Genomic DNA, 16,341 nt, shown 5'->3' with positions numbered 1-16,341 from the left:
GACCGCGACTATGAATCTTTAGTGTTCTTTCGTTGAGTTCGCCGGACGCGGCGGGAATCGTCGTATCGGCCCGAGTCGTTTTTGTCGGCCGGTGTGCTACGAGTACGCATGTACGTCCGAGACGCGAAGAACCGAGACGAGGTCTGGCTGCTCGACTCGCTGGAGGAACTCGGACTCGACGACGGCTCCTTCCGCTCCCGCGACTACGTCATCGCGCTCGACGAGGAGTCCGGCGAGAAGGCGGGGTTCGGACGAATCCGGGTCCACAAGACCGACGAGCCGTTCTGCGAGGTCACCTGCGTCGGCGTCTCGGAGCGGTGGCGCGGACAGGGCGTCGGCGCACACGTCGTCGAGCGACTGGTCGACCGCGCCGCGGCCGAGGAGTTCGAGACAGTTTACGGCTTCACCTCGGACCACGGCTACTGCGCGCAGTTCGGCTTCGAGGCGGTCGACGCCGAGGACCTGCCGGCGGGACCGCGTCGGCGACTCGACCGGGTTAGAGAAGTCGACGGCGACGCCATCGCGCTCCGACTCGACCGCGAGGCGTTCTCGATGCCCGAGCGCTTCCGCGAGCGGTTCAAAGTCGCCGCGCCCGCGAGCGCCGGGGACGCCGAACCGGAGCTGACCGCCGAGGACTTCGGCTACGACGAGGAGACGCCGACCAAGTACTCCACGAACCTGCGGCGCTGAGCCGGGACCGAGTCAGGTCCGGTCGTCGAGGAAGTCGGTGCTGAAGACGATCCAGGTCAGCACGCTACAGAACAGAATCGGCGGGAGGATGGCGAACCCCCAGAGCGGTTCGAGCCCCTGCAGGAGGATGAGCACCACGTCGGCCAGCCCGAGCGCGAGGAACGGCGCGGTCGCCAGCGCGGCGCGCTTTCGGTTCTTGCCGCCCGTGTCCTCCGGGAGCGGGCCGGGCGAGGCGTCGCCGGCCGAGGCGTCCGAGGTCGAGGTCGACGAGGGCGCGTCCATGCGGGTTCGTCGGGGCCGGACGAGCAAAAACGGTCCGCCTTTCGGTCGGAGTTCCCCGGCCGATACGCCTTCGCCGCCCGATCCGAGAGCCGCCGTCTTATCGGGCGTTCTCGACGCGCGAGACGTACTCGACGAGCGCGAACAGCGCCCCGAGGATGACGGCCGAGAACACCATCCCGTAGAGGCTGAACGCGAGCGGGGTGGTCGGAAGCGAGAGGAAGCCGAACAGCGATATCTCGGCGGCGACTTGGCCGCCGTTCTCGCCGATAAAGACGCCGAGGATGCCCGAGATGGCCACGACGCTCGCGCCGACGAGGAGCAGGATTCGTCGTCCGCCGGATGTGTCGTTCACGACGCCGCGTTAGGGCCGAGCCGTATAGTCGCTTGCGGGACGACGCGACGGGCGAGCGGCCCCGTAATCTCGCCCGTGTCCGTCGGCCGACACGACAGTCTCGGGGAGCCGAACGAACTAAGCCACCCCACGCGAATGAGCGCCCAATGCCCGAAGCACTCGTCGAACGCGCCCGCGAAGCGCTCGACAACGCCTACGTTCCCTACTCGGAGTACACCGTCGGAGCGGCGCTCAGGACCGCCGACGGCGAGGTTTACGTCGGCTGCAACATCGAGAACGCGAACTACTCGAACAGCCTCCACGCCGAGGAGGTCGCCGTCGCGGAGGCGGTAAAGAACGGCCACACGGAGTTCGACCGCCTCGTCGTCACCTCGGGTGCGCGCGACGGCGTGACGCCCTGCGGGATGTGCCGCCAGACGCTCGCGGAGTTCTGCGACGAGGACCTCCCGGTCGTCTGCGACCTCGGCGGCGACGACGTCGCCGAGTACACGCTCGGCGAACTCCTCCCGAACACCATCTCGCTGGACACGCTGGAGGCCGCCGCGGCGAAGCGCGACGCCGAGCCCGACGAGTAACGTGTCCCTCGCCGTCGGCCGCGGAACCGCCGCCCTCGCGCTCGCCTTTCTCGTGGTACTCTCTGGGTGCACGTCTCTGTCACCCGCCCCGCCGGTCGTAGACGCGGCCCTCGGAGCCCCGTCGGCCGACGCGACCGACGGCGACGACGGAGTCGTCTCGGCCGCCCGCGGCGGAACCGGCTCGTCGGCGGTGCCGGAGACGCGACCCGCGGACAACCCGTGGCGTCGCGCGCCCATCGTCGTCGGCATCGACGCGCCCGCGGACGGCCGCGACTACGCCTCGTTCGTCGAATCGGCGGTCGACTACTGGCGAGCGAACGCGTCGGCGACCGCCTACGACCCGGCGTTCGTCGTGGTGCCGAACGCCTCGACTCCGGACGTGACCGTCTCGATCGTCGAGCGAATCGACGCCTGCGGCGACTACGACGGCACCGACGCGGTCGGCTGTGCGCCCCTCTTGGACGGCGACGACCCGACCGCGCCCAGCGAACCGGTGTCGGTGGTCGTCGCCGCCGGCTACGACGACCAGACGACCCAGACGGTCCTGCGCCACGAGTTCGGCCACCTCCTCGGGCTGACCCACGACGACGCCGGCGACTTCGCCGTGCTGTCGGAGCGCATCGAGACGACGCGACTGCCCGAACCGGACGCCGCCGACCGGGAGACGCCCTTCCGCGAGCGGACCGTCGCGGTCCACGTCGACCTCTCGAACGTCTCGCCCGACGACCGAGCGACCTACGAGGCGGAAATCGACCACGCGCTGTCGTACTACGAGGCCGGGGCCGACGGCGTCGCCCCCGCCAACCTCTCGTTCGAGCGCGTTTCCGACCCCACGATGGCGGACGTGACGCTCTCGGTGTCGGCGTTCGGCGACGGCGACTCGGGCGTGCGCTGGCGTCGGACCGGTGTCGACGCCGACGACGACGAGGCGCTGGAGTGGTACACCGGCGGCGACCTCGTCGTCGACGCCGGCCTCGACCCGTCGCTCGTCGACTGGTACGTCGGCGCGGGACTCGGCTACCTGCTGGCGGCCGACGAGCGCGCCGACCTCCCGCCGCCGTTCCGCGACGGCGACCGCTCCGACGACCCGGCGTGGCGCGGAGTCGCGGGCGAGGCGACGGTCGAGAGACCGATAGGGAACGTGACGACGCCTCCGGAGAACGCAAGAATTTCCACCGCTGGCCCGCGAGTAGAGCCATGAACGATAGCGAGGACCCGAACGACGAGGTTCAGTACCACCTCGAAGTCGGTCCCGAGGACCTCGCCGACGCGGTGTTGCTCCCCGGGAACCCCGAGCGCGTGGACAAGGTGACGGCGCTGTGGGACGACCACGAGGAGAAGGCCTACCACCGCGAGTACCGGACCGCGACCGGGAGCTACGACGGAACGCCGATTTCGGTCACCTCGACGGGTATCGGTAGTCCCTCGGCGGCCATCGCGGTCGAGGAACTCGCCCGCGTCGGCGCGGACACCTTCATCCGCGTCGGTTCCTGCGGCGCGATTCAACCCGAGATGGACGTGGGCGACCTCGTCATCACCTCGGGCGCGGTCCGACAGGAGGGCACTTCCAAGGAGTACGTCCGCGAGGACTACCCTGCTGTCGCCGACCACGAGGTCGTCTCGGCGCTCGTTGCGGCCGCGGAACGCCTCGGCTACGACTACCACGTCGGCCTCACGATGAGCGCCGACTCCTTCTACGCGGGGCAGGGACGCCCCGGCTTCGAGGGCTTCCGCGCCGCCGGCTCCGACTCGCTGGTCGAGGAACTCCGCGAGGCGAACGTGAAGAACATCGAGATGGAGGCCGCGGCGCTCCTGACCATCGCCAACGTCTACGGCCTCCGCGCGGGGGCCGTCTGCTCGGTCTACGCGAACCGGGTCACGGGCGAGTTCCGCACCGAAGGCGAGTCGCGCGCGGCGGAGACCGCCAGTCTCGCGGTCCACCTCCTCGCCAAGATGGACGCGGCCAAGCGAGACGCGGGCGTCGACCGCTGGCACGCGGGTCTCAGCCTCGATTAATCCGACAACCGTCGAACCCGGATTTCGACGCTCTGGGGCCGTGGAGGCCAAAATTACCACAGTCGTGGAGACGGTTTCAAAGCCCCTTTATCGGATGACTGCACAGACGACGACATGAGCACGCAGGTCGTCGTTCTCGGCTCGGGGTACGCCGGGGCCGGCGCGGTCAAAACCCTCGAAGAAGAGCTCGGTCACGACGCACAACTCACGTGGGTCGCCGAACACGACTACCACCTCGTCCTCCACGAGGTCCACCGCTGTATCCGCGACCCGAGCGTCGAGTCCAGCATCGCCATCCCCGTCGACGATGTCAAGGAGGACTCGACCGACTTCGTCAAGGGCCGTGCGTCCGACGTGAACGTCGACGACCGGGTCGTCGAACTCGAAGGCGGCGACACCGTCGACTACGACTATCTGCTGGTCGCCATCGGCTCTTCGACCGCCTTCTTCGGCATCGAGGGCCTCGAGGAGTTCGCCCACCAGCTCAAGGGTCTCGACGACGCCCGCGAGATTCACCAGGACATCAAGGAGGCGGCCGCCGACGCCTCCCGCGACGACCCCGCGCAGGTCGTCATCGGCGGCGCGGGCCTCTCGGGTATCCAGACGGCCGCCGAGGTCGCCGAGTACCGCGACACGAACCGCGCGCCCATCGACATCAAACTGGTCGAGGGGATGGACGAAATCTTCCCCGGCAACGACCCCGAACTGCAGGGCGCGCTCCGGCGTCGCGTCGAAGACCTCGACATCGACATCCTCACCGGCGACTTCATCTCGAAGGTCGACGAGGAGACCGTCTTCATCGGCGGCGGCGAGGACGAAGCGCCCGAGGAGCTCGCCTACGACGTGCTCGTCTGGACCGGCGGCATCACCGGCCAGCCCGAGGCGTCCGACGTCGAACTCGAACAGGACGAGCGTTCCCACCGCTTCTTCGCCGAGGAGGACTTCCAGACCAGTAACGACCGCGTCTTCGCGGTCGGCGACTGCGCCCTCGTCGAGCAGGGTCCCGACAGCGTCGCGCCGCCGACGGCGCAGGCCGCCTGGGACGCCGCGGACGTGGCTGGCGAGAACATCGCCCGCGCCATCGCCGGCAAGCCGCTCAAGCGCTGGACGTTCACCGACAAGGGGACGGTCATCTCCATCGGTCACGACGCCGTCGCCCACGGCGTGAAGTTCCCCGTCTTCGGCGAGTTCCCCGTCAACGTCTTCGGCGGCCCGCTCGCGCGGACGCTGAAGAAGGGTATCGCCGCGAACTGGATTGCGGACGTGACGTCGCCGAAGCGCGCGCTCTCCGCCTGGAACGACCTGTAACTCGGTCGCCGCGCCCGGCCGCCGGGTGACGCGACGCCCGACGCTCGCCGACTCGGTTTCGATTTCTCCGACGCCGCAATCCCCGAGTGTCGATGGCGCTCACGGAGTAAGGAACTCAACAGCGACCCCTCGTTCTGATTCGTGTGAGAAAATACGTGCTGCCGCGCAGCGGTGGTCTCTCGATGCCTCGGTGTCCTCAGAAGGGGGACGACTCAGCGGTTCGGAGATTCTCGGAGAGCCGAACCAGGGCCGTTCCAAGGAGAACGACTGCGACTCCGGTCAGTGCGACCACTGCCATCGTTTCGGGGTCTCCACCGGCCATCAAAGCGAGCGACGCCGCCCCGATAAGCAGGGTTACGGTGAAGAGAAACGCTGTCACGTCGGCGTTCAGCTCCTCCCACGTTGATGGGATGCCGAACGCGCTCTGCTGATTGTACGCCATGGGGGTACTGGTTCCTCGATTCAGATAAAACTGTTCCCAATTCTACATTAAAACTTGACATTATTGCGGTCCGAGCCCCACTGTTCGGGTTGGCCGGCGTCCGAACGCCGGACCCGTCGGTCGGAGCGCGCGGAGAGTGTCCGGAAAAAGACGAAGAGAGGAGCGTGGTTAGTGCTGGGGTTCGCCGACGGGTGCCTTCATGTCGTCGATGCGGAGGATGAGGATGTTGCTCGTGTCGTCCTTGCCGTCGAGCGTGCCGTCGATGACGAGCTTCGAGAGTGGCGTCGGGCCGACGCGAATCTTGTCACCCTCGTGGAACTCGCGGACCGAGCCCTGGACGTGAATCTCGGCGCGGCACAGCTCGGGGTGGTGGACGCTGGAGAGGTCGATTTCGTCCACGTTGACGCCTTCGACTTCCTCGTCGTTGTGGAACAGGGGGACGAACGCGGGCTCGTCCATCTTGTCCACGTCGAGCGCCTCGTAGGCGTTCGCGGTCGGCTTGTAGCCGCCCTTCGGACCGGGGACGCCCTCGACCAACTGGAGCGCCTTCAGGCTCTGCATCTGGTTTCGGATGGTGCCGGGGTTTCGGTTGACTTCGGTCGCGATATCCTCGCCCTTGACGGCGTCCTCGGAGTCCCGATAGAGGTTGATGAGGGCGGTCAAGATAGTTTTCTGACTCGAAGTGAGCTCGATTGATGACATGGAGAGTGGTTCGCTACATACGTCCTTAAATCCGATGGATGACGCCTCGAATCTGCCGTTCGTCTACTTTGTAACCACGACACGCTCATGAATGTTCATTTTGAACCCTAATTCGGCCTCGATGCTGTCGATAGCACTATACGCCTCACGAGAGTTCGGTAGCACATGCATGGGAAACGAGTCCTCGTCACCGGCGGTGCCGGCTTCATCGGCTCGAACCTCGCGAACCATCTCGCGGCGGAAAACGAGGTCGTCGCGGTCGACGACCTCTACCTCGGAACGCCCGATAATCTCGACGACGCGGTCGAATTCCACGACGCGAGCGTCCTCGACGACGACCTCCCGACCGAGGGCGTCGACGTGGTGTTCCACCTGGCGGCGCTGTCGTCGTACAAGATGCACGAAGAGAACCCGACGAAAGGCGCGCGCGTCAACGTCGAAGGCTTCGTGAACACGGTCGAACAGGCCCGGAAGGACGGCTGCGACACCGTCGTCTACGCCTCCACCTCCTCGATTTACGGCTCTCGGACGGAGCCCTCGCCGGAGGACATGCCGGTCGAAGCGCGCACGGGCTACGAGGCGTCGAAACTCGCCCGCGAGCGCTACGCGGAGTACTTCCACCACCACTACGACATGCGGACGGCCGGGCTCCGGTTCTTCTCGGTGTATCAGGGCTTCGGCGGCGCGGAAGCACACAAAGGCGAGTTCGCGAATACGGTCGCGCAGTTCGCCGACCAGATTGCCAACGGCGAGTCGCCGGAGCTGTTCGGCGACGGCACTCAGACGCGTGACTTCACGCACGTCGACGACATCGTCCGCGGCATCGAACTCGCCGCCGACCACCGGCTTCAGGGTATCTACAACCTCGGGACTGCCGAGAGCTACTCGTTCAACGAGATGGTCGGGATGATAAACGAGGCCCTCGGAACCGACGTCGACCCGGTCTACATCGAAAACCCCCTCGACGTGTACGTCCACGACACGATGGCCGACTGCACGAAGATACGCGAGGCGACCGGCTGGGAGCCCCAGATCTCCTTCGAGGAGGGTGTCCGACGCGTCTGCGAACCGTATCTCGACGAGTAGCTCTTCGTTCGGTCTCCGGACGCTCGTCTCCGCTTTCAGTCGGTCACGACGGCCCCGACCGACTCCGCTGTTCGAAGTTCACAGTCACGACGACGTCCCTCCCCGTCGCCTCGCGTATTCGGTCCCCGATTCGCGACGACAACTGCGGGTACTGACGACCGACCGGGTGTTGGACCGCGACCGTCACCCGTCGCGGGCCGTCGTCGAGTCCGGCGGTTCCGAACTCGACGCCGACCGACAGCAGTTCGAGCGAGTCGTACTCCGAGTCGTCGAGAACGGTTTGCACGGCCCCGGTCGCACGGTTCTCGAACGCGATTTGCGAGGTGAGAAGCGACCCCGGTCCGAGCACGGTGAGCCCGAGGAGGGCGAGCGCCACCCACGTCGCTCTGGTCCCGAAGAACGAGCGAAGCCGCCGTCGCGTCGACCCCGGTGAGTCCCAGTAACTCGGTCGGTATCCGAGGTACCAGAGCGCGAGCGTCCCCGCGAGGACGATGCTCGCCACGTTGACCGCGAGGAGCGTGAGCGCGCCGACGGCGACCGCCGGAATCGCCCACGCGACGCCGATACCGACGGCCGCGGCCGCGGGGACGGTCGCGGCCGCGACCGCGACGCCGACGATTGAGACGGGGAGTTCAGTCGCCAAGCCGACGCCCCCGGCCGCGCCCGCACAGAGTGCGACGACGAGCGTCAACAGCCCCGGCGACGACCGACTCGCAATCTGCTGGACCGTGGTCACGTTCAGTCCCGACGGGACGAACTGCGCCGTCTTAAGCCACCACCCCAGCGCCGCGGCGGCGACGATGGCCACGGCGAGGCCGACGACCGTCGAGCGAACCCCGTCGGTGAACATCGCGTCCTCGCCGAGCGCCGCGCCGACGCTGGCCATGAGCGCCGCGCCGATCTGCGGGGCGATGACCATCGACCCGACGACGAGGGCGGGCGAGTCGAGCAACAGCCCCGCCGTGGCGACGAGCGCGCTCAGCACCGTCATCCCGTAGTACGCCGTCGGCTGGGGGTTGAGGTCGTGCGCCTTCGTCAGAATCTCCTCGTTCGAGACGCGCTCTTCTTCCTCGTCGCCCTCGACGTACCGCTCGACGAGTCGGTCGTAGTGCGGCGTCGTCGCCGACTCGATGTTACCGATGACGAGGTAGCGTTCCTCGAACCCCGCCTCGGAGAGCGTCTCTCTGATTCTGTCGACCGCCTCCGTCGGCAGCGGGAACTCGATGAGGTACGACCGAGCGTCGGCGTCGGACTCGCCGACCGGGAGGACGACCGGGTCGACGTCCTCGCCTCGGAGCGCATCGACGACCGCGTCGAGTTCCCCCGCCTCGACGCGAATCTGTAAGTGCCGCATGGCACTCGATACGACGCGGCCGTGGAAAAGCGAGACGGCCTTGCGACAGGCCGGAGTCCACGTCGCCACACGGCGGCCTCCCGGGAGGCGACGGAGGGCATTATCAATAAGGGTATTTTTCCGATGCCACTAAACACCCCGGCCGAGTTGGTTCACTATGGAACGGAACGTCAGGATTCTCGGTGCACCGACGGACTACGGTGCCAATCGACGCGGGGTGGACATGGGTCCCTCCGCGATTCGATACGCCGGACTCGCGGGGCAACTCGAGTCCGCCGGCGTCTCGCCGACGGACGCGGGCGACCTCGCGGTCCCGCACCACGCGACACGGGACGCGGACGCCGGGCCGGCGAACGCGAAACACGTCCAGGAGGTCGAAGAGGTGACGACGAGCCTCGCCGACGCCGTCTCGACCGCGCTCGCCGAGGGGACGACCCCGCTCGCGCTCGGCGGCGACCACTCCATCGCCATCGGCTCGCTGGTCGGGAGCGCCCGCGACGCCGACATCGGCGTCATCTGGTTCGACGCCCACGGCGACTTCAACACGCCGAGCACCTCGCCGTCCGGAAACGTCCACGGCATGCCGCTGGCGGCCGCGCTCGGTATCGGCGACTTCGAGGGCGTCGAGTGGGCGAATGCCGCCGGTCTCGAAGCGGAGAACGTCGCCATCGTCGGCCTGCGCTCCGTCGACGGCCCGGAGGCCGAGGCGATTCGCGACACCGACGTCACAGTCTACACGATGTCGGACATCGACGAGCGCGGCATCACCGACGTGACGAACGACGCCCTCGACGTGGCGACCGACGGGACCGACGGCGTCCACATCAGCCTCGACCTCGACTGGCTCGACCCCCGCGAGGCCCCCGGGGTCGGGACGCCCGTCCGCGGCGGCGTGACCTACCGCGAAGCCCACGCGGCGATGGAACTCGTCGCCCGCTCGGAGGCCATGCGTTCGTTCGAACTCGTGGAGGTCAACCCCATCCTCGACGAGCACAACGAGACCGCGACGCTCGCGACCGAACTCGCCGCAAGCGCCTTCGGCAAGCGCATCCTCTGATGTCGACGCCGAGAGAAGCCCCCGCTCCGCACGACCTGGCCGCCGGCGTCGTCGTCCTGCGGGAGAACTCGGTGCTCGCGGTCTACGAGAAGGACCGCTGGGGACTGCCGAAAGGCGGCTCCGAACCCGGCGAGTTCTTCTTCGAGACCGCCGCCCGCGAGGCCGCAGAGGAGACCGGCGTCGAGGTCGAAATCCAGTCGCTGGCCTTCACGAGCGAGATTCGCGCGCCCGACCACCGCATCTATCTCCAGCGGTTCTATCACGCGACGCCCGTCGCCGACGACCCGACCCCGTCGCCGAGCGACCCCGACGACGAAATCGAGGCGGCGAAGTTCCTCCCGCTCACCGCGCTCGGGTCGACGCTCACCTACCGGCCGCGGGTCGAACCGCTCCGCGACTGGCTCCGGGACCGCAAGCCGCGACACTACACCTACGACCTGACGAGAGAGCCGTCGGACGTAGAGAAATAGGAGCTACGTCGCGCTGTCGCTGGTTTTTGTCGCTCTCAGGACTCGAACGACGTACCCGACACCCGCCCCGAGACCGCCGAGCCCGAGTGAAAGCACCGCGCCGGCGACGAACGGATACCCGAGCCACAGCGGCGACTCCATCGTCGATACCGGGGCGAACAGGTTGACCGCGAACGCGAAACACGGACCGAAGGCGAGCACGATACCCTCGCCGGCCCGTTCACCGACGCGCTCGCCTCGGGCGACGTGAGACGCGACGCCGGCGACGACGAGCACCGCGCCCGCGTCGACGACGAGCGACTGCACGTGTGTCGGCGGTTCGAGGTTCCACGCCCGAAGCGCGGTCAAGCCGCCGAGAACGACGACGAATGCGAGCGCCGAGACACCGACGACTCTCGAACGCGACGCGTCTCTCATACCGGGAGGACCCGTCGGCCGGGGTAAATGCCTTCGGGGAGTGACGGTCGGAACCGCGGCTCCCCGGTGGGGTCCGCAAAAAGAAATCCGTCGTCGGGGAGAGCCGACTTATTCGTCGTCCGCGTCAGTTTCCGCGTCGGTTTCCGCGTCGGTTTCCGCGTTCCCTTCCACGTCGTCCAGTTCCTCGTCTTCGGTCGTCATCGCGGCCGGAATCACGTCGACGGAGGCCACGTCGTCGCCGTCGTCGAGGTCCATCACGATGACACCCATCGTGTTGCGGCCGACCGTCGAGATGTCCTCGACGGGCGTCCGGAGAATCTGTCCCTCGTCGGACATGACGACGAGGTGGTCTCCCTCGCCGACGGTGTTGATGGCGCAGACCGGACCGTTCCGCTCGTTGGTCTTGATGTCGATGAGCCCCTTGCCGTTTCTGGACTGCTTGCGGTAGGCGTCGAGGTCCGTGCGCTTCCCGTAGCCGTTCTCGGTGACGGTGAGAATCCAGCTGTGGTGGGCCTCGTCGATGGCGGCCACGCCGGCGACGACGTCGTCGCCGGTCAGTTTGACGCCGCGGACGCCGCGGGCCGAGCGTCCCATCGCGCGCACCTCGTCCTCGTCGAAGCGGATGGACATGCCCTGTTCGGTGCCGATGACGAGGTCGCTTTCGCCGTCTGTGACCTCCACGTCGACGAGTTCGTCGCCCTCGTTGAGTTTGGTGGCGATGATGCCCGTCGAGAGGATGTTCTGGAACCGGTCGGTGCCGGTCCGCTTGATGTAGCCGTTCTGGGTCACCATCGTCAGGTAGCCCTCGATATCTTCGAGGTTGTCGCAGTTGACGACGGCCGTAATCTCCTCGCCGTCGTCGAAGTCGAGCAGGTTGACCGCCGACTTCCCGCGAGCGGTCCGCGACATCTCTGGCACCTGGTAGGCCTTGAGTTGGTAGACCTGTCCGTGGTTGGTGAAACAGAGCAGGTCGTCGTGGGTGTTCGTGACGAACACCGACGAGACGTTGTCGCCCTCCTTGAGGTCAGTCCCGATGATGCCCTTGCCGCCGCGGTGCTGGGCGCGGAACCGGGAGACCGGCATCCGCTTGATGTAGTCGTCCTCGCTGACGACGACGACCACGTCTTCCTCGGGAATGAGGTCGGCGCGGGTGACCTCGCCGGTGTTGGCGACGAACGAGGTCCGCCGGTCGTCGGCGTACTCGTCTTTGATGTCGAGCAGCTCGGACTCGATGACCGCGTCGAGTTCCGACCGGTCGCCGAGGATGGTTTCGAGGCGCTCGATGGTCGCCTGTACGTCCTCGTACTCGTCTTCGATTTCGGCCGCCTCCATCGAGGTGAGCGAGCCGAGTTGCATCGAGACGATGTGGTTGGCCTGTTCTTCGGAGAAGTCGAACGTCGGCAGCGGTTCGCCGTCGACTTCGACTTCGACCTCGCCGCGGAGCGCGGCTTTCGCGTCGTCGCGGCTCTCGGAGTTCCGGATGGTCTCGACCACGTCGTCGATGTTGTCGAGGGCCTTCAGGCGGCCTTCGAGGATGTGCGCGCGGTCTTCGGCCTCTGCGAGTTCGTACTCGGAGCGCCGGCGGACCACGTCGCGGCGGTGGTCGAGGTAGTGTTCGAGCGTCTCCTTGAGCGTCAGCACCTGCGGCTGGCCGTCGACGAGCGCGAGGTTGATGACGCCGAACGTGGATTCGAGGTGGTTGTCGAGCAGCTGGTTCTTGACGACCTCGGCCATCGCGCCGCGCTTGAGTTCGATGACGACGCGAATGCCGTCGCGGTCGGACTCGTCGCGGATGTCGCGGATGCCCTCGATTTTCCCCTCGTTCACGTCGTCGGCGATGCGCTCGATGAGGCGGGCCTTGTTCTCCTGATACGGGAGTTCGTTGATGACGATGCGGCCTTCCTCTTCGAACACGTCGTAGTCGGCGCGGACGCGGACGCGACCGCGACCGGTCTTGTACGCCTTGTGGACCGCGTTTCGGCCGACGATGTTCGCGCCGGTCGGGAAGTCCGGGCCCTTGATGTGTTCCATCAGGTCCGGGATGGTCGCCTCGGGGTTCTCGATGAGTTCGACCGTGGCGTCGATGACCTCGCCGAGGTTGTGCGGCGGGATGTTCGTGGACATCCCGACCGCGATGCCGGACGAGCCGTTGACGAGCAGGTTCGGGAACGACGACGGGAGGACCGTCGGCTCCTGCTTGCGGTCGTCGTAGTTCGACTGGAAGTCGACGGTGTCCTTGTCGATGTCGTCGAGGAGTTCCTCGGCGATGGGGGACATCCGCGCCTCCGTGTAGCGCATCGCGGCCGGCGGGTCGCCGTCGACGGAGCCGAAGTTACCCTGGCCGTCGACGAGCGGGTAGCGCATGGAGAAGTCCTGCGCCATGCGCGCGAGGGTGTCGTAGATGGCGGAGTCGCCGTGGGGGTGGTAGTCACCCATCGTCTCGCCCACGATGGACGAGGACTTGCGGTGCGACGAGTTGGAGGTCACGCCGGCCTGGTGCATCGCGTAGAGGATGCGCCGGTGGACCGGCTTGAGGCCGTCGCGCACGTCGGGCAGCGCCCGCCCCGCGATGACCGACATCGCGTAGTCGATGTACGACTGCTCCATCTCGTCTTCGATGCGCGCGTTCTTGACTTCGGCCGCGATACCCGCGCCCGGTTCGAAGGAATCTGGTGCGTCAGAACTCATGTTAGATGTCCACCCACTCGGCGTCGTTCGCGTGGTCCTTGATGAACTGCTTTCGCGGCCCGACGGCGTCGCCCATCAGGATGTTGAACATCCGGTCGGCGGCGGCGGCGTCCTCCACGGTGATGCGCTTGAGGACGCGGTTCTCGGGGTTCATCGTCGTGTCCCACAGCTGGTCGGGGTTCATCTCGCCGAGTCCCTTGAACCGCTGGACCTGCGTGGGGTTGCCATTGCACTCTTCTTCGATGATGCGGTCCCGTTCGGCCTCGTCCATCGCGTCGTAGGTGTTGCCGCGGTAGCGAACGCGGTACAGCGGCGGTTGGGCCGCATACACGTAGCCGGCCTCGATGAGCGGGCGCATGTGGCGGTACAGGAGCGTGAGAAGCAGCGTCCGGATGTGCGCGCCGTCGACGTCGGCGTCGGTCATCAGGATGAGCCGCTGGTAGCGCGCCTTCTCGATGTCGAACTCGTCGCCGACGCCGCCGCCGATGGCGGTGATGAGCGCCCGTATCTCGTCGTTTTCGAGGATGCGGTCGAGACGGTGTTTCTCGACGTTCAGAATCTTCCCCTTGAGGGGTAAAATCGCCTGGAATTTGCGGTCGCGGCCCTGCTTGGCCGAGCCGCCCGCGGAGTCGCCCTCCACGATGAACAGCTCGGACTCGGCGGGGTCGCGGCTCTGACAGTCCGCGAGCTTCCCCGGCAGCGAGGTGGATTCGAGCGCGGACTTGCGGCGGGTGAGCTCCTCGGCCTGCTTCGCGGCCTTGCGGGCGCGGGCGGCCTCGACGGCTTTCGAGATGATGGCCGTCGTCGTGTCCGGGTTCTCCTCGAAGAACGTCCCGAGCTGCTGGTGGGTGACGCTCTCGACGATGCCGCGGACCTCGGAGTTACCGAGTTTGGTCTTCGTCTGGCCCTCGAACTGCGGGTCGGGGGGTTTGATGGAGATGACGGCGGTGAGCCCCTCGCGCACGTCCTCGCCGCGGAGGTTGTCGCCGTCGAGGTCGTCCAGCATGTCGTGGGTGTTCGCGTAGTCGTTGACGACGCGGGTGAGCGCCGTCTTGAACCCGGTCAGGTGCGTGCCGCCCTCGCGGGTGTTGATGTTGTTGGCGAAGGCGTGAATCGAACCCTGCAGTTCGTCGGTCGCCTGCATGGCGATTTCGACCTCGATGCCCTCCGACTCGTCGTCGTAGTAGATGATGTCGTCGTGGAGGGCCGTCTTGGTCTCGTTGAGGTACTCGACGAACTCGCGGATGCCGCCCTCGAAGAGGAACGTGCTCGACTCGCCGGTCCGCTCGTCGCCGAGCGAAATCTCGACGCCGGAGTTGAGGAACGCGAGTTCGCGCAGGCGGTTTTCGAGCGTCTTGAAGTCGAACTCGGTCGTCTCGAAGATACCGTCGTCCGGCCAAAACCGGATGGTCGTCCCGGTGTCCTCGTCGGGTTCGAGGTCGCGCACGCGCTCGAACTCGTCGACCTGCGGTTCGCCGAACTCGAAGCGGTGTGTCCACACCGCGCCGTCGCGTTTGACCTCGACTTCGAGCTTGCCCGATAGCGCGTTGACGACGGAGACGCCGACGCCGTGGAGGCCGCCAGAGACCTGGTAGGACTTGTTGTCGAACTTCCCGCCGGCGTGGAGGACGGTCATGATGACCTCCAGCGCGGGTCGGTCGTACTGTTCGTGCGTATCTACCGGAATCCCGCGGCCGTTGTCGGTGACGCTGACAGAGCCGTCCTCGTGGAGGGCGACCTCGATGGCGTCGCAGTGGCCCGCGAGCGCCTCGTCGATGGAGTTGTCGACGACTTCGTAGACGAGGTGGTGGAGTCCGCGAGAATCGGTGGACCCGATGTACATCGCCGGACGCTTTCGAACGGCTTCGAGCCCTTCGAGGACCTGAATCTGTCCGGCCCCGTACTCGTTATCCTGTGACATCTGAACTGGCCTAGGATAGCCCGTCCCTTAAAGCCTCGCACGCGCGGGCGCGTACTACTTACTGGAGTCCCGCGTAGCGGTTTCCGGGCCGGCGATTTCGATTGATTGACCGAAGTTCGTGGGTGACTCTGTGTAACACGACTCGCGGTTCCGGCGCGAATCGGCCTCGAAGCGCGTCAACCTCCCGTGTTCACTTTCACTCCGTTGCCGGTGAGTACTTAACGCGGGACTGGGTAGATGCGCATCAGGAAATGACCTCGTTCCAGTCGACACTCGGTGACGAGCCGGGGATCGCAGAGGAGCTGGCGAAGGGCCAGCGGGAGATCTCCATCGCCGAGTTCTTCGAGAAGAACAAGCACATGTTGGGCTTCGACAGCGGAGCCCGCGGGTTGGTCACCGCCGTCAAGGAGGCGGTGGACAACGCGCTCGACGCCACGGAGGAGGCGGGCATCCAGCCCGACATCTACGTGGAAATCGCCGAGGCGGGCGACTACTACCGCCTCGTCATCGAGGACAACGGGCCGGGCATCACGAAAGAGCAGGTGCCCAAAGTGTTCGGGAAGCTCCTCTACGGCTCTCGCTTCCACGCGCGCGAACAGTCCCGCGGTCAGCAGGGTATCGGTATCTCCGCGGCGGTCCTCTACTCGCAGCTGACGAGCGGGAAGCCCGCCAAGGTGACGAGCCGGACGCAGGGCTCGGAGGACGCCGAGTACTTCGAACTCGTCATCAACACGGACCAGAACGAACCCGAGATTCGCACCGAGAAGACGACTTCGTGGGACCGCCCCCACGGCACGCGCATCGAGTTGGAGATGGAAGCCAACATGCGCGCCCGCCAGCAGCTCCACGACTACATCCTCCACACGGCGGTCGTCAACCCCCACGCACGCATCGAACTCCGGGAACCCGGCCTCGACGAGCCGATGAAGTTCGAGCGGGCGACCGACCAGCTTCCGAAACAGACGAAGGAGATCCGTCCCC

General features: G+C 66.7%; 17 protein-coding genes. 9 read left to right on the top strand and 8 right to left on the bottom strand.

The features are described 5' to 3' along the window. The first annotated feature begins 108 nt into the window (after positions 1-108). A complete protein-coding gene (locus C457_RS08005; RefSeq protein WP_008093518.1) occupies positions 109-690 on the top strand; it encodes a GNAT family N-acetyltransferase in 582 nt (193 codons plus the stop codon). 12 nt (positions 691-702) lie between these two features. Here C457_RS08005 and C457_RS08000 read toward each other — a convergent pair whose 3' ends face one another. Further along, positions 703-972: a hypothetical protein gene (locus C457_RS08000; RefSeq protein WP_004976836.1), complete on the bottom strand. Its 270-nt coding sequence runs from the start codon at positions 970-972 to the stop codon at positions 703-705. Positions 973-1,069: 97 nt separating this feature from the next. Then, complete coding sequence (locus C457_RS07995; protein ID WP_008093515.1) at positions 1,070-1,324, bottom strand: DUF7520 family protein; 255 nt, start codon at positions 1,322-1,324, stop codon at positions 1,070-1,072. A gap of 146 nt (positions 1,325-1,470) precedes the next feature. Here C457_RS07995 and cdd point away from each other — a divergent pair, with 146 nt between their 5' ends. The 4 genes from cdd (at position 1,471) to C457_RS07975 (ending at position 5,223) form a co-directional block, all read left to right on the top strand. Beyond that, complete coding sequence (gene cdd / locus C457_RS07990; protein WP_008093514.1) at positions 1,471-1,899, top strand: cytidine deaminase; 429 nt, start codon at positions 1,471-1,473, stop codon at positions 1,897-1,899. A gap of 1 nt (position 1,900) precedes the next feature. Further along, complete coding sequence (locus C457_RS07985; protein WP_008093513.1) at positions 1,901-3,100, top strand: hypothetical protein; 1,200 nt, start codon at positions 1,901-1,903, stop codon at positions 3,098-3,100. Further along, on the top strand, positions 3,097-3,915 hold the full coding sequence (locus C457_RS07980) for a nucleoside phosphorylase (RefSeq protein WP_008093512.1): 819 nt from the start codon (positions 3,097-3,099) through the stop codon (positions 3,913-3,915). The genes C457_RS07985 and C457_RS07980 overlap by 4 nt, the downstream gene beginning before the upstream one ends. A gap of 114 nt (positions 3,916-4,029) precedes the next feature. Beyond that, a complete protein-coding gene (locus C457_RS07975) occupies positions 4,030-5,223 on the top strand; it encodes an NAD(P)/FAD-dependent oxidoreductase (RefSeq protein ID WP_008093511.1) in 1,194 nt (397 codons plus the stop codon). 196 nt (positions 5,224-5,419) lie between these two features. Here C457_RS07975 and C457_RS07970 read toward each other — a convergent pair whose 3' ends face one another. Both C457_RS07970 and C457_RS07965 read right to left on the bottom strand, forming a co-directional pair. Then, entirely contained in the window at positions 5,420-5,665 is a 246-nt protein-coding gene (locus tag C457_RS07970; protein ID WP_004976847.1) for a hypothetical protein, read from the bottom strand. 168 nt (positions 5,666-5,833) lie between these two features. Further along, positions 5,834-6,367, bottom strand: a complete 534-nt coding sequence (locus C457_RS07965) for an Rrf2 family transcriptional regulator (protein ID WP_004976849.1) — start codon at positions 6,365-6,367, stop codon at positions 5,834-5,836. 165 nt (positions 6,368-6,532) lie between these two features. Here C457_RS07965 and C457_RS07960 point away from each other — a divergent pair, with 165 nt between their 5' ends. Further along, positions 6,533-7,453 (top strand): NAD-dependent epimerase/dehydratase family protein, encoded by a 921-nt coding sequence (locus C457_RS07960; RefSeq protein WP_008093510.1) that lies wholly within the window; start codon positions 6,533-6,535, stop codon positions 7,451-7,453. 43 nt (positions 7,454-7,496) lie between these two features. Here the strand turns inward: C457_RS07960 and C457_RS07955 are convergent, their stop codons facing one another. Continuing rightward, positions 7,497-8,876 (bottom strand): TIGR00341 family protein, encoded by a 1,380-nt coding sequence (locus C457_RS07955; protein WP_152419977.1) that lies wholly within the window; start codon positions 8,874-8,876, stop codon positions 7,497-7,499. Between the two features lie 88 nt (positions 8,877-8,964). Here C457_RS07955 and rocF point away from each other — a divergent pair, with 88 nt between their 5' ends. Then, positions 8,965-9,864, top strand: a complete 900-nt coding sequence (gene rocF / locus C457_RS07950) for an arginase (RefSeq protein ID WP_049913445.1) — start codon at positions 8,965-8,967, stop codon at positions 9,862-9,864. Then, positions 9,864-10,334, top strand: coding sequence for an NUDIX domain-containing protein (locus C457_RS07945; RefSeq protein WP_004041454.1), 471 nt, complete (start codon positions 9,864-9,866; stop codon positions 10,332-10,334). The genes rocF and C457_RS07945 overlap by 1 nt, the downstream gene beginning before the upstream one ends. Before the next feature lie 3 nt (positions 10,335-10,337). On the opposite strand, the gene C457_RS07940 is transcribed toward C457_RS07945, so the two are convergent. The 3 genes from C457_RS07940 to gyrB all read right to left on the bottom strand — a co-directional run bounded on the left by C457_RS07940 (position 10,338) and on the right by gyrB (position 15,360). Further along, positions 10,338-10,751 carry a hypothetical protein gene (locus tag C457_RS07940; protein WP_008093499.1) on the bottom strand — a complete coding sequence of 138 codons (414 nt, stop codon included), beginning with the start codon at positions 10,749-10,751 and terminating at the stop codon, positions 10,338-10,340. Between the two features lie 108 nt (positions 10,752-10,859). Then, entirely contained in the window at positions 10,860-13,439 is a 2,580-nt protein-coding gene (gene gyrA, locus C457_RS07935) for a DNA gyrase subunit A (protein WP_008093496.1), read from the bottom strand. 1 nt (position 13,440) lies between these two features. After that, on the bottom strand, positions 13,441-15,360 hold the full coding sequence (gene gyrB, locus C457_RS07930) for a DNA topoisomerase (ATP-hydrolyzing) subunit B (RefSeq protein ID WP_008093493.1): 1,920 nt from the start codon (positions 15,358-15,360) through the stop codon (positions 13,441-13,443). 251 nt (positions 15,361-15,611) lie between these two features. Here gyrB and C457_RS07925 point away from each other — a divergent pair. Further along, positions 15,612-16,341 (top strand): DNA topoisomerase VI subunit B (locus C457_RS07925; protein ID WP_008093490.1); only part of this gene is annotated, 730 nt, incomplete at its 3' end.

Origin of the sequence: Haloferax prahovense DSM 18310 (genome assembly GCF_000336815.1) — an archaeon.
Classification (GTDB): Archaea; Halobacteriota; Halobacteria; order Halobacteriales; family Haloferacaceae; genus Haloferax; species Haloferax prahovense.
The sequence above is the reverse complement of the archived record's forward strand: the minus strand, read 5'-3'. Positions and strand labels throughout refer to the sequence as shown.

What these genes read in the sequence shown, in the direction of transcription:
- C457_RS08000 (WP_004976836.1), bottom strand. Translation starts at nt 972, where the DNA reads ATGGACGCGCCCTCGTCGACCTCGACCTCGGACGCCTCGGCCGGCGAC.
- C457_RS07980 (WP_008093512.1), top strand. Translation starts at nt 3,097, where the DNA reads ATGAACGATAGCGAGGACCCGAACGACGAGGTTCAGTACCACCTCGAA.
- C457_RS07945 (WP_004041454.1), top strand. Translation starts at nt 9,864, where the DNA reads ATGTCGACGCCGAGAGAAGCCCCCGCTCCGCACGACCTGGCCGCCGGC.
- rocF (WP_049913445.1), top strand. Translation starts at nt 8,965, where the DNA reads ATGGAACGGAACGTCAGGATTCTCGGTGCACCGACGGACTACGGTGCC.
- C457_RS07940 (WP_008093499.1), bottom strand. Translation starts at nt 10,751, where the DNA reads ATGAGAGACGCGTCGCGTTCGAGAGTCGTCGGTGTCTCGGCGCTCGCA.
- C457_RS07960 (WP_008093510.1), top strand. Translation starts at nt 6,533, where the DNA reads ATGCATGGGAAACGAGTCCTCGTCACCGGCGGTGCCGGCTTCATCGGC.
- C457_RS07970 (WP_004976847.1), bottom strand. Translation starts at nt 5,665, where the DNA reads ATGGCGTACAATCAGCAGAGCGCGTTCGGCATCCCATCAACGTGGGAG.
- C457_RS08005 (WP_008093518.1), top strand. Translation starts at nt 109, where the DNA reads ATGTACGTCCGAGACGCGAAGAACCGAGACGAGGTCTGGCTGCTCGAC.
- C457_RS07975 (WP_008093511.1), top strand. Translation starts at nt 4,030, where the DNA reads ATGAGCACGCAGGTCGTCGTTCTCGGCTCGGGGTACGCCGGGGCCGGC.
- C457_RS07965 (WP_004976849.1), bottom strand. Translation starts at nt 6,367, where the DNA reads ATGTCATCAATCGAGCTCACTTCGAGTCAGAAAACTATCTTGACCGCC.
- gyrB (WP_008093493.1), bottom strand. Translation starts at nt 15,360, where the DNA reads ATGTCACAGGATAACGAGTACGGGGCCGGACAGATTCAGGTCCTCGAA.
- gyrA (WP_008093496.1), bottom strand. Translation starts at nt 13,439, where the DNA reads ATGAGTTCTGACGCACCAGATTCCTTCGAACCGGGCGCGGGTATCGCG.
- cdd (WP_008093514.1), top strand. Translation starts at nt 1,471, where the DNA reads ATGCCCGAAGCACTCGTCGAACGCGCCCGCGAAGCGCTCGACAACGCC.